This is a genomic window from Chitinophaga sancti (assembly GCF_034087045.1).
In the GTDB taxonomy this organism is placed as follows: Bacteria; Bacteroidota; Bacteroidia; order Chitinophagales; family Chitinophagaceae; genus Chitinophaga; species Chitinophaga sancti_B.
This window is the reverse complement of the sequence record NZ_CP139247.1, coordinates 7,134,057-7,151,750: the sequence shown is the minus strand read 5'-3', so window position 1 is coordinate 7,151,750 and position 17,694 is coordinate 7,134,057. Positions and strand designations below refer to the sequence as shown.

General features: G+C 45.3%; 2 protein-coding genes. Both read left to right on the top strand.

Features of this window, described 5'->3' with window-relative positions:
- The first annotated feature begins 46 nt into the window (after positions 1 to 46).
- On the top strand, positions 47 to 1,990 hold the full coding sequence (locus SIO70_RS28615) for an AMP-binding protein (RefSeq protein ID WP_320576656.1): 1,944 nt from the start codon (positions 47 to 49) through the stop codon (positions 1,988 to 1,990).
- Complete coding sequence (locus SIO70_RS28610) at positions 1,987 to 17,685, top strand: non-ribosomal peptide synthetase (RefSeq protein WP_320576654.1); 15,699 nt, start codon at positions 1,987 to 1,989, stop codon at positions 17,683 to 17,685. Before SIO70_RS28615 ends, SIO70_RS28610 begins: the two co-directional genes overlap by 4 nt.
- Positions 17,686 to 17,694 lie beyond the last annotated feature (9 nt).

Below are 17,694 nucleotides of genomic sequence, written 5' to 3'. Positions count from 1 at the left end.
GAAACGAGCTATGGTACCAGAATTCTTTTACCACGATTTTCTAATTATGGAAACAATAGTTGATTACTTGTTATTTTATGCAGACAAGTTTCCCCATAAGACGGTCTTTACATTTTCAGCGATTGGGTGGAGTACAGACAGGAATATTACTTATGCCGCGCTGGCAGAAGCAGTGAAGCGGCAGGGAATACAGTTGGCTGAAAAAAGACTTTCTGGTAAGAGGGCTGTACTTATATATCAGGATGTATACGATTTCATCATATCATTTCTCGGTTGTCAGTATGCAGGCGTGGTGCCTGTGCCTGTGCCCTATGTGCATGGGAAACAACAGAAAGATAGACTACACAATATTATAAATCATGTTGCTCCTGCGGCTATTTTGTGTAAAGAGACCAGTGCCCGTCATTTACAACAGATAGGCATTCCATGCATATACACAGATCAGGTGGATACCGATTTGGCCGGGCTGCAACCAGTTACACAGGAGATCGCTTTTATACAATATACGTCTGGTTCTACAGGCAAGCCCAAAGGTGTAGTGATCAGCCACAAGAACCTTTTGCATAATCAGGAATTAATCAGAGATGCATTTGGATGTGACGAAGATGCGGTTATCTTATCCTGGTTGCCATTTCACCATGATATGGGATTGATTGGGAATATCCTGCATACGATATATGCGGGTTGTACCTGTGTGCTAATGCCACCTGCTGATTTTATGCAACAGCCACATCATTGGCTGGATAGAATATCCCGTTATAAAGTGACCCATAGTGGAGGACCCAATTTTTCTTACGATCTGTGTGTGGAGAAAATACCTGCAGATAGCCTGAAGGCTTTGGATCTGTCACATTGGAAGGTAGCATATAACGGATCTGAACCAGTTAAACATGCTACTATGCTTCGTTTCGCAGATCATTTTGCAGCTGCTGGTTTTAAAAGCGCAGCATTTTATCCCTGTTATGGTCTGGCAGAAGCAACATTGCTGGTAGCTGCCACTGCCCCCCAGGAAGAAGTAAACGTAATCTTCCACCATGGTAAACAACTGGTCAGCTCAGGAAGAACATTGCCTGGTATGGATGTGAAAATTATGGGTGTAACAACAAAGCAGGTGTGTGGTGAACTGGAGGAAGGAGAAATCTGTATAGCCGGTGATAGTGTCACCAGTGGCTACTGGCAGCAGGATAATACCGACTGTTTTTATGAATCTGGCGGCCGGCAATATTTCCGTACGGGTGACCTGGGTTTTATATCCGGGCAACAATTGTACATCCATGGCCGATTGAAAGAAATGCTGATAGTAAGGGGAAAGAATATATATCCAAACGATATTGAACAAGCGATTGCTGACAACAGCAAAGATATTGCAGCAAATGGGATAGCCGTATTTTCTTTAGATAGTGACAAGGAGCAGATAGCTGTTGCAGTTGAAATAAAGCGAACTGCAATACCCCAATTAAACGTCACAGAGCGGATAAATGCTATTGAAAGGCTGATGGCCGGCCAGTTTGGTGTCACGCCTGACGACATTATTTTAACATCTCCCTTTAGCATTCCCAGAACGACTAGTGGGAAGCTCCAACGTACAGCCTGTGGTAATTGGTACAGGAACGGTGGTTTCAGAATTATTGGAACAAAAAAGCAATTGTTTGGTAAACCAGGTGCCAGGACAGTGAACCCGTCTTTTCTTCAGCTGGTCTTACTCAGGCCAGATCATGATCAACTTGTAAAATATTTATTGCACCACATAGAAGTGAAAAACGGTATGCCTGCTTTATCACCGGACCAGGCTTCACTGGCTTTAACGGATCTTGGAATAAATTCATTACAGCTGATGGAACTGATCAATACTGTTAATAAAGAGTTGAACTTAAGCATCAGTACGGCTATGGCACTGGAGAATGATTCTGTGTCAGCATTTGCTGGTTTACTGGAAAACATGCTTTGGTTAAAAAATGTACAAAATTCAGATAACGAAGTTATTATATGAATGCCCCAAAAATTATCGCAGCACTTAAAGAATATAAGGTAGTCCCCGTGGCAGATGGAGAACGTTTGAGATTAACGGGTGAAACCAATCGCTTGCCAGAAGCGTTGATGACTACTGTCAAAGAAAATAAAAGCGAACTACTTTCTTATCTGCAGTCATATGCGGATAGTATTAAATATACACCTGTGACTTCACTGCACAGGCAGGAGCATTATGAATTGTCAGCTGCTCAAAAAAGACTTTGGTTATTATCTCAACAGGAGGGTGGTAACAGTACATATAATATTGTAGTAGGATTACACCTCAAAGGGAATATAGATCCGCTGGTGATAGAACAGGGATTGAGGGAAATATTGAAAAGACATGAGAGCCTGCGCACTGTTTTTAAAGAAGTAGACCTGGTGCCCAGGCAATTTGTGTTGGATGAATTACCGTTTTCTATCAGGTATGAAGATGTATCTTCCGGTGTTGGTATAAAAGAGTTTATTTATCAGGAGTACCAGGCAATGTTTCACTCTCAGTTCGACCTGGAAAAAGGACCCTTGATTAGAGCAGATATGTACCGGATAGCTTACCGTGAATATGCCTTGTTCCTGACAGTTCATCATATTGTGAGTGATGGCTGGTCGGTAGCATTGATGTTGCGCGAGCTGATGGTTTATTATACAGCCTTTAACAGTGGTCAATTCCCGACCGACCAACCTTTGCATATCCAATACAGGGATTATGCTGCATGGCATACCAGACAGATAAATGAGCTGGCTCCCCGATATTGGGAACAGCAGTTTAAAGATTATAGTACGCAATTGGAATTACCAGCAGATTTTGCACGCCCGGTAATAAAAAGTTTTTCAGGAGCCATTAGCCGCTTTTACTGGAATAACGAAATATATGCCCATATCCGTGAATTCTGTAAGGAACATCGTACTACAGTTTTTAACTTTTTTCATGCTACACTCAGCATCCTGCTGAACAAATTTTCAGGTCAGCAGGATATCGTTATCGGAACACCTGTTTCGGGCCGTAATCATCATGAGCTGGAAGACCAGGTGGGCCTGTATGTCAATACAGTCCCTTTAAGGACGCAGGTTGATAGCGGTCATACCTTCCAGGAGCACCTGGAAGCGGTATCCAGGCAAACCAGGCAGGCCTTTGAATTTCAGGATTATCCATTGGACAAGATTATTGAGTTGGCACCTGTTATCATTGATGCTGGCCGTAATCCGCTATTTGATGTATTGATGGTGGTACAACAAAATCCACCGGTAGAGCTGGGTAAATCAGCAGGTATTGTCATGGAGGATATCTGTACCTATTTATCCGGTAGTAACAGATTTGACCTGGACAACGTGAATGCCAAGTTGGATCTTAGTTTCAACTTTGCAGCTGGTACTAACGATGATGGTTATGTTGAAATTGAGTATGCGACGCATTTGTATAAGAAGGATACCGTTGTCAGGTTCTATCAGGCCTTTTCTTATATTACATCACAGGTAATTGATAATCCGGCAGTGCTTATTAAGCAGATCAGTATTGTTACGCCCGGCGAACGGGAGCAACTTGTACATGGGTTTAATGATACGCGTCATCCCTACGTGGAAGATAAGACAGTTATAGACCTATTTAAGAAGCAGGCGTTGATCAGACCAGATCACACAGCTGTCAAATACAAAGAAACGAGTCTCAGCTATGGAGAACTGGATGCAATTACCAACCAGGTAGGTGCTTATCTGCGTGCGAAATATGGTATTGGTGCAGGCGACCTGGTAGGTGTACAACTGGAGCGTAGTGAATGGCAGCTGATCTGCCTGATCGGTGTGCTAAAGGCTGGTGGTGCTTATGTACCTATTGATCCGACTTTCCCGGAAGAGCGTCAGCAATATATTGTCTCAGACAGCGGATGTAAAGTGGTATTGGATGCAAAGCTGCTGACAGCGCTGCGTGCTGCATTAGATACTTATAGTACTGAAGGGTATGTAGCCGGTACGACCAGCAGGGATCCGATGTATGTAATTTACACGTCAGGTTCAACAGGTCGTCCGAAAGGCTGTATACTGGAGTCACGTGGCGTGATGAACCGGCTTAACTGGATGTGGAGCGAATTTAGTCTGGACAGCAATGATGTTATTCTTCAGAAAACCTCTTTCACTTTTGATGTATCTGTTTCTGAGCTATTTCTACCGTTATGTATCGGTGCTACAGAAGTGATGTGTCCAACAGAAGATGTGGCATCCCCGGAGCGTTTATTATCGCTGGTGACCATGGAGAAAATTACATGTCTGCACTTTGTGCCGTCAATGCTGAATAATTTCCTGAATAATGATATTGATATTTCCTTACTAAGTAGTGTCCGGATGGTGATGGCGAGTGGTGAGGCATTGACACCGGCAACAGTTGATCGCTGGTATGCGCAGGTAAACATACCATTATATAACTTATACGGTCCTACGGAAGCATCAATTGAAGTCAGTTATTATGCTACACATGCCGGAGATGTCATCATTCCAATCGGGCGCCCTATTTGGAATACCCAAATACATATTTTAGGCGTTGATAACGAAGTATTGCCTGTTGGTGTGAAAGGTGAAATCTGTATAGGAGGTGATGGCTTGGCGAGGGGGTATTTAAATAATGCAGCGCTGACAGAAGAGAAATTTATAGCAGATCCTTTTATAAACGGTGGCCGTCTTTACCGTACGGGAGATATTGGTTACCGTACAGCAGATGGACTGGTAGTGTATGCAGGTCGTAAAGATGACCAGGTGAAGGTGCGAGGTTATCGGATAGAGTTGGGTGAAATTTCGCATACCTTACAAAAGTATGCTGACATTCATGATGCGGTGGTGATCGCGCGGAAGGGACATGATGGTGAGCATGAATTGATCGCGTATGTAACAGGTGCGGAAAAACTTGATTTGAATAAGATCCGTGCACACCTGTCAGGTATCCTGCCGGCGTATATGATACCGGCTTACTTTATGCAGCTGGATGCCATTCCCTTAAATGCAAGTGGCAAAGCAGACCGCAAGGCATTGCCAGCTCCGGATGGTTTTTCACTGACACAGTATGTGGGCGCTCGTACAGCAACAGAATCAACCCTTGTAAATATCTGGAGTGAGATACTAGGCCTGAGCTCTGATAAAATAAGTGTCAATGATAACTTTTTTCTGCTGGGCGGCCATAGCCTGAAGGCAACCCGGCTAATCAGTCAGTTACACCGCTTATTTGAGGTGAAGATCTCGCTAAAAGAGATTTTTCATCATCCTATATTGGAAGATCTGGCAAATCTGGTAGATGCCAGCGTGAGGACAACATTTGAACAAATTCCTGTGGTTGCTGTCGGGGAAAGTTATGCTTTATCTTCAGCACAGCGCCGTTTGTGGATATTAAGTCAATTGGAGGGCGGAAACGTCGCTTATAATATACCGGCTGCTTATATATTCGAAGGTAACCTGGATGTGTCTAAACTGGAACAGTGCTTGAATGAACTGATCGCGCGTCATGAAATACTGCGTACTTTTTTCCGTGAAGATAGTCAGGGAGAGGTGCGTCAGTTTATACAACCAAGTATAGCATTTACGATTAATTATATTGATCTGCGTAGCACGCCGGCTGACTTAAATAGTTTGCTGACGCAGGATTATGTGGAAGCTTTTGATCTTTCGAATGGTTCATTACTACGTGCAACGCTGTACCAGGTGGCAGATCGTCGATGGGTACTGGGGTTTGTGATGCACCACATCATCAGCGATGGTTGGTCCATGAGTGTGCTGATCAGGGAATTACTTCACCTGTATACAGGTGGAAGCTCCTTACCCGCATTGCGTATCCAGTATAAAGATTATAGCGATTGGCAGGCCCAGCACCTGCATGAGGCTGACCGTACTTACTGGCACGAGCGCTTTTATGGAGAGATGCCGGTGCTGGAATTGCTGGGCGATAAACCGCGTCCGGCCCAGAAGACTTACCATGGAGGTAAGATCAGCCGTTTACTGAGAGATGACCTTTACCAGGGTTTAAAACAGTTATCATCACAGAATTTATTTTCGGGCCTGGTGGCACTGGTCACTGCTTTGTTATATCGTTATACGGGTCAGGAAGATATCATCATAGGCAGCCCTGTATCAGGTCGTGATCACATCGACCTGGAAGATCAGATAGGGTTTTATGTGAATATGCTGGCACTCAGGAGCCGTTTTAGTGGAGATGGAGATTTCCGTGGTTTGTTATCAGAAGTCCGTCAGCAGATTCTGGATGGTTATACACATCAGTCTTATCCCTTTGATGCTTTGGTGGATGAGCTGTATTTAGAGCGGGATGCAAGCCGCCATCCATTGTTTGATGTGGTAGTGGTATTACAGCAGGATGTGGATTATGCAGCTGTATGGAACAGCCAGTCGGTGGATGTAAAAGTGAAGGCGTATGAGGAGGATGTGTTGCTGACCAGCAAGTTTGATCTGCAGTTTACGTTTATAGAATCCGGTGGAAGATTAGGAGCAGAACTAATTTATAACAGTGATATTTACACGGCGTCCACAGGTTTACAACTGTTATCTCACCTGGAGCAATTACTGACAGCTATCCTTGCTACTCCGGCTGCAGCGATCAGCCGGCTGGATTACCTGGGTGAAATAGCGCAGGCCGGAGGTGATGAAGATTATCCCAAAGCAGCAACGCTGGTATCTCTTTTTGAACAACAGGTAGCCCGAACGCCAGATCAGCTGGCAGTAGTGAACGGAACTGACCGGCTGACCTACCATGAGGTAAATGCGCGTGCGAATCAGCTGGCGCATTACCTGCGTGGAGAGCATGGCATAGGTCGCAATGACCTGGTATCAATGGTGCTTGACCGTGGTGTAGATCAGGTGATTGGTATGCTGGGTGTGCTGAAGGCTGGAGGAGGTTATGTACCTGTTGACGTAGAATACCCTTCTGACCGGATCAATTATATTTTAACAGACAGTGGCAGCCGGTTTTTATTGGATGAAACGGCATTGGCATCAGCCTGTGACTATAGCGAAGAGAATCCTGAAAATATTAATCATCCGGATGATATTGCCTATGTGATCTACACCTCCGGTACCACAGGCAACCCGAAGGGAGTGGTAGTAGCACATTACAACGTAGTAAGATTATTGTTCACCGAACATCCACTGTATGACTTCAATAGTACTGATGTATGGACAATGTACCACTCGTATTGCTTTGATTTTTCAGTATGGGAGATGTATGGCGCATTGCTGTATGGCGGCAAACTGGTAGTAGTGCCATCCCTGGTGGCCCGTGATCCATCACAGTTTTTAATCTTATTAAGAGAAGAAGGTGTAACAGTCCTGAACCAGACACCTTCGGCCTTTTACAATCTGCAGCAGGCCGATAATGGGGAAGACTGTCACCAGTTAAGATATGTAATTTTTGGAGGAGAGGCCTTGTCACCAGGTAACCTGTTACCATGGAAACTGCGTTATCCATCCTGTCGGCTGATCAATATGTATGGCATTACAGAAACAACAGTGCATGTAACCTACAAGGAGCTGTCATTGTCTGATCTGTATGCAGGTGTAAGCAATATCGGCTGTCCGATTCCGACCCTGAGATGTTATGTACTGGATAGTTATGGTCAGCCGGTACCCAGAGGCGTAGCCGGTGAGTTGTATGTAGGAGGTGCCGGTGTAGCCAGAGGTTACCTGAACCGTGAAGAACTGACCAGTGCAAGATTTGTAAACAGGGGAGTAGAACGTTTATACCGTAGTGGTGATAAGGTGCGCTTTCTCGCTGGTGGGGAATTAGAATACCTGGGCCGATTTGATGACCAGGTGAAGATCCGGGGTTACCGAATAGAGATCGGAGAGATTACCGCGCGGCTGCAAAGCCATGAAGGGGTGAGTGCAGCAGTAGTCTTAACGGGAACAGGAGCAGATGGCAATAAAGAATTACATGCATATATAGTTGGGAGTTCGTTATCAGGCCTACGAAGTTACCTGGGAGCGCATTTGCCCTCCTACATGGTTCCACAGCGAATGATCCGTGTATCAGCGCTGCCACTGAACCATAATGGAAAGGTAGACCGTCAGCTGCTGGTGACAATGGATGGGGAAGAGATTGAAAGCGGTGAAGGCTATATGGCGCCACGTACAGCAGTCGAACAGGGACTGGTACATGTATGGAGTGAGTTGTTAGGCATAGATGCAGCCCGGATTGGTATCCATTCGAACTTTTTCGAACTGGGTGGTCATAGTCTGAAAGCAGCACGGCTGGTGAGTCAGCTGTACCAGGTTTTTGAGGTGAAGGTTGGTATCCGTGAAATCTTTACGTACCCGGAGCTTGAACAACAGGCGTTGTTACTGTCGGGTTCAACACGTACTGCCTTTGCAGGGATACCGTTAGCGCCGGTACAAAGTAGTTATGTATTATCCTCTTCCCAGCGTCGTATATGGGTATTGAGCCAGCTGGAAGGTGGAAGTGTAGCATATAATATTACAGGCGCATACGTGTTCACAGGTTCGCTGGATAAGGTCGCCCTGGAAGATGCATTCAAAACTTTAATCGCCCGTCATGAAGTCCTGCGCACCGTGTTCCGCGAAGATGAAGGAGAGGTACGCCAGTTTATCCTGCCTTCAATTGATTTTAAACTTCACTACCAGGATTACGTAGTATCAGCAAATGATGCGCTGACGGCAGACTTCAACTATGTCTTTAACCTGAGCAGTGGTCCATTGTTACGTGCCTGCCTGTATCAGTTGTCAACAGGCAAGTGGTTATTCAGTTTTGTTATACACCACATCATCAGTGATGGCTGGTCTATCGGCGTCTTTATCCGGGAGCTGTTAGCGATATACAATGGAACAGCCGCATTATCGCCATTGCGTATACAATATAAGGATTACGCCACGTGGCAGGCAACACAACTGAGTGGCGCTGCATTGGAAAATCATCGTCCTTACTGGCTGGATCAGTTTAAAGGAGAATTACCAGTATTGGATATTCCCGGCACATTCACCCGTCCTGCGATAAAAACCTATGTTGGCGCCAGAATACATAAAAAAATAGATCAAACATTATACAATGGGTTAAAAGAGTTGGCCAATGAGCAGCATGCTACGCTGTTTATGACACTGGTAGCAGCAGTAAATGTATTATTATACCGCTATACCGGCCAGGAAGATATTATAATCGGATCCCCTATTGCAGGCAGGGATCATATTGATCTCGAAGAACAGATAGGATTGTACGCAAATACATTGGCGATCCGTTCCCGTTTTAAAGGCCAGGATACATTTACCGCACTGTTGTCATATGTACGTGAGCGTACATTGGGAGCCAATGCTCACCAGTTATTACCATTTGATACACTGCTGGATGAGTTGCAGATATCGCATGATCGGAGCCGCAATGCACTTTTTGAAGTGGAAGTGATGCTGCAGAACGGAGATGCAAATGTGTTGGAACAGAACCTTCTAAACGGGTTGGAAATAAAAAGTTATGAGGGCGTAAGGAATGATACCAGCCGCTTTGACCTGGTGTTTGACTTTTTTGAAAATGTCAATGGATTGGAAGTAGAATGTGTGTATAACACTGATATCTATCCTGAAAAACTGGTCTTGCAGATACTCAGGCATCTTGAACAGCTCTGTTCAGACATCCTGCTTCATCCATCCGCCCCGATTAATGAACTGGATTACCTGCATACTGCTGAACAACAGCAGTTGCTGACTACTTTTAATAATACTGCAATTGCTTATCCTGACAACAGTAATATCGTCAGCCTTTTTGAAACACAGGCTGAAATAAGGCCGGATGCAGCAGCAGTGGTATTTGGCAAAACAGTCCTTTCCTACAGGGAGCTGGATGAGCGTGCTAATCAGCTCGCCCATTATCTGAAAGAGAATTATGCTGCGGGGGCAGATCAGCTGATAGCCATTATGCTGGATAGATCTGAAAAACTCATCGTTGCCATATTGGGTATATTAAAGAGTGGTGCTGCATATGTACCAATAGATCCGGCTTATCCGGCATCTCGCAAAAAATATATTTTAAAGGATACTCAGGCGGCCATTTTATTGACCCAGACAGATTACATATTTGATCTTGACTATTTTGAGGGTGGCATGTTTGTCATGGACCTTCAGATGGATACTATTGATACACCGGTATTCAGCCCGGCTATTGTTATCAGCAACATGGATCTTGCCTATGTGATATACACTTCTGGCTCCACCGGAAATCCCAAAGGAGTGATGATTGCCCATGAAGCGATTGTTAACACCATTTACGCCCAGAAGGATTTATTTGGGGCAGTAGCAGGAGAAAAACATTTACAGTTTGCTTCGCCTTCATTTGATGCTTCAGTATCTGAAATATTTGTTGCATTGGCCGCAGGAGCAGTATTGTGTATCATTGAAGAAGAAAAGAAAAAACAACCGGCAACGCTGGAAAAATATATTACTGATGAGCATATCGCGTTAGCAACCTTGCCACCTGCTATAGTCAAACTGCTCTCCATACCTAATATTCAATCCTTAAAACGGTTGGTGACTGCTGGAGAAGCAGCTGTCCTTGACAAGGCGGTAGCATTCTCACAAACCGGGAAATATATTAACGCTTATGGACCTACGGAATCCAGTATTTGTGCTACTACGTTTTCATTTAATGCTACAGCAGTAAGTAGCGATACAGTGCCAATAGGTAGCCCTATAGCTAATACCCGCATCTATGTTTTAGATGAAAATGCCCGCCTGTTACCTGTTGGTGTACCTGGTGAGATATACATAGCAGGCCGTGGACTAGCCAAAGGATACCTGAATAATCCGGTACTGACGGCTGAGAAGTTTTGTCCTGATCCTTTCAGGGAAGGAGAACGCATGTACCGCACAGGTGATATCGGGTATTGGTTGCCGGATGGGGTGCTCTCATTCACCGGCCGTAGAGATGAACAGGTAAAGGTCCGTGGTTACCGGATAGAGCTGGGTGAGATTGAACGGACTTTACAACAATATACAGACATAACAGCGGCAGCAGCGATTGTGCACACAGACAGGCATGGCGAAAGTATGCTGGTTGCTTATATCAGTGGTAATGAAGAGCTTTGGGCAGAAAGCATCAGGTCATGGTTGATCACCCAGTTACCGGAGTATATGATACCGAACCAGTTCATACAGCTTCCTGTCTTACCATTAAATGCCAGTGGCAAAGTAGATAAACGATCCTTGCCATTACCAGATGGTTTAAGTGCTGGAAAAGATTATGTTGCGCCGGGTAATGATATTGAGTGGGGAATAGCAGAGATATGGAGTGAAGTACTGGATGTAAGTAAAGATAAAATAAGTGTAAAGGACAACTTCTTCCTGTTGGGTGGTCACAGTTTGAAAGCAACGCGTCTTGTAGGACATTTGCATAGGCGATTTGGTGTAAAAGTAGAATTACAGGATTTATTCAGTCACCCGGTACTCGAAGAACAGGCTAAACTGATCGATATAGGTGTACCCAAAACTTTCATACAGATACCACAGGTAGGCGTGCAGGAAAGTTATGCTTTGTCTTCAGCACAGCGCCGTTTGTGGATATTAAGTCAATTGGAGGGCGGAAACGTTGCTTATAATATACCGGCTGCTTATATATTCGAAGGTAACCTGGATGTGTCTAAACTGGAACAGTGCTTGAATGAACTGATCGCGCGTCATGAAATATTGCGTACTTTTTTCCGTGAAGATAGTCAGGGAGAGGTGCGTCAGTTTATACAACCAAGTATAGCATTTACGATTAATTATATTGATCTGCGTAGCACGCCGGCTGACTTAAATAGTTTGCTGACGCAGGATTATGTGGAAGCTTTTGATCTTTCGAATGGTTCATTACTACGTGCAACGCTGTACCAGGTGGCAGATCGTCAATGGGTACTGGGGTTTGTGATGCACCACATCATCAGCGATGGTTGGTCCATGAGTGTGCTGATCAGGGAATTACTTCACCTGTATACAGGTGGAAGCTCCTTACCCGCATTGCGTATCCAGTATAAAGATTATAGCGATTGGCAGGCCCAGCACCTGCATGAGGCTGACCGTACTTACTGGCACGAGCGCTTTTATGGAGAGATGCCGGTGCTGGAATTGCTGGGCGATAAACCGCGTCCGGCCCAGAAGACTTACCATGGAGGTAAGATCAGCCATTTACTGAGAGATGACCTTTACCAGGGTTTAAAACAGTTATCATCACAGAATTTATTTTCGGGCCTGGTGGCACTGGTCACTGCTTTGTTATATCGTTATACGGGTCAGGAAGATATCATCATAGGCAGCCCTGTATCAGGTCGTGATCACATCGACCTGGAAGATCAGATAGGGTTTTATGTGAATATGCTGGCACTCAGGAGCCGTTTTAGTGGAGATGGAGATTTCCGTGGTTTGTTATCAGAAGTCCGTCAGCAGATTCTGGATGGTTATACACATCAGTCTTATCCCTTTGATGCTTTGGTGGATGAGCTGTATTTAGAGCGGGATGCAAGCCGCCATCCATTGTTTGATGTGGTAGTGGTATTACAGCAGGATGTGGATTATGCAGCTGTATGGAACAGCCAGTCGGTGGATGTAAAAGTGAAGGCGTATGAGGAGGATGTGTTGCTGACCAGCAAGTTTGATCTGCAGTTTACGTTTATAGAATCCGGTGGAAGATTAGGAGCAGAACTAATTTATAACAGTGATATTTACACGGCGTCCACAGGTTTACAACTGTTATCTCACCTGGAGCAATTACTGACAGCTATCCTTGCTACTCCGGCTGCAGCGATCAGCCGGCTGGATTACCTGGGTGAAATAGCGCAGGCCGGAGGTGATGAAGAATATCCCAAAGCAGCAACGCTGGTATCTCTTTTTGAACAACAGGTAGCCCGAACGCCAGATCAGCTGGCAGTAGTGAACGGAACTGACCGGCTGACCTACCATGAGGTAAATGCGCGTGCGAATCAGCTGGCGCATTACCTGCGTGGAGAGCATGGCATAGGTCGCAATGACCTGGTATCAATGGTGCTTGACCGTGGTGTAGATCAGGTGATTGGTATGCTGGGTGTGCTGAAGGCTGGAGGAGGTTATGTACCTGTTGACGTAGAATATCCTTCTGACCGGATCAATTATATTTTAACAGACAGTGGCAGCCGGTTTTTATTGGATGAAACAGCATTGGCAGCAGCCTGTGACTATAGCGAAGAGAATCCTGAAAATATTAATCATCCGGATGATATTGCCTATGTGATCTACACCTCCGGTACCACAGGCAACCCGAAGGGAGTGGTAGTAGCACATTACAACGTAGTAAGATTATTGTTCACCGAACATCCACTGTATGACTTCAATAGTACTGATGTATGGACAATGTACCACTCGTATTGCTTTGATTTTTCAGTATGGGAGATGTATGGCGCATTGCTGTATGGCGGCAAACTGGTAGTAGTGCCATCCCTGGTGGCCCGTGATCCATCACAGTTTTTAATCTTATTAAGAGAAGAAGGTGTAACAGTCCTGAACCAGACACCTTCGGCCTTTTACAATCTGCAGCAGGCCGATAATGGGGAAGACTGTCACCAGTTAAGATATGTAATTTTTGGAGGAGAGGCCTTGTCACCAGGTAACCTGTTACCATGGAAACTGCGTTATCCATCCTGTCGGCTGATCAATATGTATGGCATTACAGAAACAACAGTGCATGTAACCTACAAGGAGCTGTCATTGTCTGATCTGTATGCAGGTGTAAGCAATATCGGCTGTCCGATTCCGACCCTGAGATGTTATGTACTGGATAGTTATGGTCAGCCGGTACCCAGAGGCGTAGCCGGTGAGTTGTATGTAGGAGGTGCCGGTGTAGCCAGAGGTTACCTGAACCGTGAAGAACTGACCAGTGCAAGATTTGTAAACAGGGGAGTAGAACGTTTATACCGTAGTGGTGATAAGGTGCGCTTTCTCGCTGGTGGGGAATTAGAATACCTGGGCCGATTTGATGACCAGGTGAAGATCCGGGGTTACCGAATAGAGATCGGAGAGATTACCGCGCGGCTGCAAAGCCATGAAGGGGTGAGTGCAGCAGTAGTCTTAACGGGAACAGGAGCAGATGGCAATAAAGAATTACATGCATATATAGTTGGGAGTTCGTTATCAGGCCTACGAAGTTACCTGGGAGCGCATTTGCCCTCCTACATGGTTCCACAGCGAATGATCCGTGTATCAGCGCTGCCACTGAACCATAATGGAAAGGTAGACCGTCAGCTGCTGGTGACAATGGATGGGGAAGAGATTGAAAGCGGTGAAGGCTATGTGGCGCCACGTACAGCAGTCGAACAGGGACTGGTACATGTATGGAGTGAGTTGTTAGGCATAGATGCAGCCCGGATTGGTATCCATTCGAACTTTTTCGAACTGGGTGGTCATAGTCTGAAAGCAGCACGGCTGGTGAGTCAGCTGTACCAGGTTTTTGAGGTGAAGGTTGGTATCCGTGAAATCTTTACGTACCCGGAGCTTGAACAACAGGCGTTGTTACTGTCGGGTTCAACACGTACCGCCTTTGCAGGGATACCGTTAGCGCCGGTACAAAGTAGTTATGTATTATCCTCTTCCCAGCGTCGCATATGGGTATTGAGCCAGCTGGAAGGTGGAAGTGTAGCATACAATATTCCGGGCGCTTATGAATTTGAAGGACAATTGGATGCTGCATTATTAGAAGATGCATTCAAAACTTTAATCGCCCGTCATGAAGTCCTGCGCACCGTGTTCCGTGAAGATGAAGAAGGAGAGGTACGTCAGTTTATCCTGCCTTCAATTGATTTTAAACTTCATTACCAGGATCACGTTGTATCAGCAAATGATGTGTTAATAGCAGACTTCAACTATGTCTTTGACCTGAGCAGTGGTCCATTGTTACGTGCCTGCCTGTATCAGTTGTCAGCAGGCAAGTGGTTATTCAGTTTTGTTATACACCACATCATCAGTGATGGCTGGTCAATTGGCGTTTTTATACAGGAGCTATTGCATGTATATAATGGTGGGGGCACATTACCACCGTTGCGTATCCAATATAAGGATTATGCAGATTGGCAGGCGGCGCAGTTAAGCGGTGCCGCATTAGAAGCGCACCGTGCATACTGGCTGGACAAATTTAAAGGAGAATTACCTGTAATGGACCTTGTTACAGACAAGGTCCGTCCCCTAATAAAAAGCTATGCCGGTTCTAAGGTAGAAAAACAATTGTCTATTGACCTTACCCGTAAATTGAAGCAACTGGTCAATGCCACCGGGTCAACCTTGTTCATTGGTATGATGGCCGCGGTAAAGACCTTATTATACCGGTACACGGGCCAGGAAGATATCATCGTAGGAAGTGCTGTAGCTGGCCGTGAACATATCGATCTCGAAGAACAGATTGGATTTTATGTAAACACGCTGGCACTCCGCTCCAGGTTCAATGGATCAGATAACTTTGAATCATTGTTGTCAATGATCCATCAGCAGACCCTGGAAGCTTATGCACACCAGGTATATCCTTTTGATTCGCTGATCGATGAGTTGCGTTTACATCGCGACATGAGTCGTCACCCGCTGTTCGATGTATTTGTAGTTTTCCATAATGAATCAGATTATCGTTTGACAAACAACAATGGTAACCTGCGTATCACCCCATATAAAGATGATCACCATGTTACATGCAAGTTTGATCTTCAGTTTGATTTTACAGAAGACGAGGATAGCATACAGGTGAGTGTTACCTACAGCCCTGATATCTTCCAGGCTCCACGGATAGAGCGGTTAGTTGCGCATTTTGAACAATTGCTATCAACAGTGGTGGCAGCGCCGGCGACTCCATTACGCAAATTGAATTATTTGTTGCCGGGAGAGCGCGAGCAGCTGGTATATGGTTTTAACGATACTAATCATCTGTTCCCGGCAGATAAAACGATCATAGACCTTTTCCGGGAACAGGTATTGATCAGACCAGATCATCCTGCTGTAAAATACAACGATACAAGTCTGAGCTATAGTCAGCTGGATCGGATCACGAACCAGGTGGGTGCATACCTGCGTAAAGAATATGGTATAAGTGCCGGCGACCTTGTAGGTGTGCAACTGGAACGTAGCGAATGGCAGCTGATCTGTCTGATCGGTGTACTGAAGGCGGGAGGTGCTTATGTGCCTATCGATCCGGCTTTTCCGGAAGAGCGCCGGCAATATATTGTATCAGACAGTAAATGTAAAGTTGTTTTGACTGCAGCTGCACTTGCACAATTGCAGGCAGCACTGCCAGCATACAGTACGGAAGCATTTACAGCCGGCACCACCAGCCGTGATCTGATGTATGTGCTTTATACTTCAGGTTCAACCGGCCGTCCAAAAGGTTGTATGCTGGAATATCGTGGCGTAGTGAACCGTTTGAACTGGATGTGGCGTGAATATAGTTTGGGTAGCAATGATATTATTCTTCAAAAGACATCTTTCACTTTTGATGTATCAGTCTGGGAGATATTCCTGCCATTATGTGTAGGAGCAACAGAAGTGTTATGTCCTGCAGAAGATGTTGCTTCCCCCGGGCGGTTGTTATCACTGATCAGCCGGGAGGCTGTCACCTGTCTTCATTTTGTACCATCTATGCTTAACAGCTTCCTGGGCTCTGTTGTAGATGCGGCTTTATTGAAAAGTGTCCGGATGGTGATTGCCAGCGGCGAGGCACTGACACCAGCCACAGTAGAACTATGGTATGAACTGGTAAACATACCCTTACACAACCTGTATGGTCCTACGGAAGCATCTATAGATGTGAGTTATTATGCTACCCGGGCAGAAGAAGTGATCATCCCGATCGGGCGTCCGATATGGAATACACAGTTATACATTTTAGGTGCAGATAATGAAGTGTTGCCGACAAGTGTAAGAGGTGAAATCTGTATAGGGGGTGATGGACTGGCGCGTGGCTATCTGAATAATGCAGCGCTGACGGAAGAGAAATTTACAACAGATCCTTTTATTTCAGATGGTCGTCTTTACCATACAGGAGATATTGGTTACCGTACCGCAAATGGACTGATCGTATACGCAGGTCGTAAAGATGACCAGGTGAAAGTACGTGGCTACCGGATAGAACTGGGTGAGATCGTGCATGCCTTACAGCAATATGAGGATATCCATGAAGCAACGGTGATAGCCCGTAAAGGAAACGACGGTGAAAATGAGTTGATCGCATATATCACAGCAGGTGTAACGCTTGAAATGGAATCGATCCGTAGTTATCTGGCAGGTATATTACCAGCTTACATGTTGCCTTCTTACTATGTACAGCTGGATGCCATGCCATTAAATACCAGCGGAAAAACAGACCGTAAGGCATTACCCATTCCACAGGATGGTAGTATGCTGCGCACTGCTACCGCATATGTAGCACCACGTAACGCAACAGAAAGCGGCCTGGTGGAAATCTGGAGTGAAGTGCTGGGGATAAGCAAAGATAAAATAGGTGTCAGAGACAACTTTTTCGATCTGGGGGCACATAGTTTAAAAGCAGTCAAGGTCATCTCAAGAATACATACCACTTTCCTGATACGTATCAATTTGCAGAACATATTTAAGGAACCCACAATTGAGCATTTGGCCGGCCAGATAGAGTTTATCCTGAGTCAACATAAGCAGACAAAGAATACGGAAACCCTGACACAGATCGATATTTAAAAACTAACA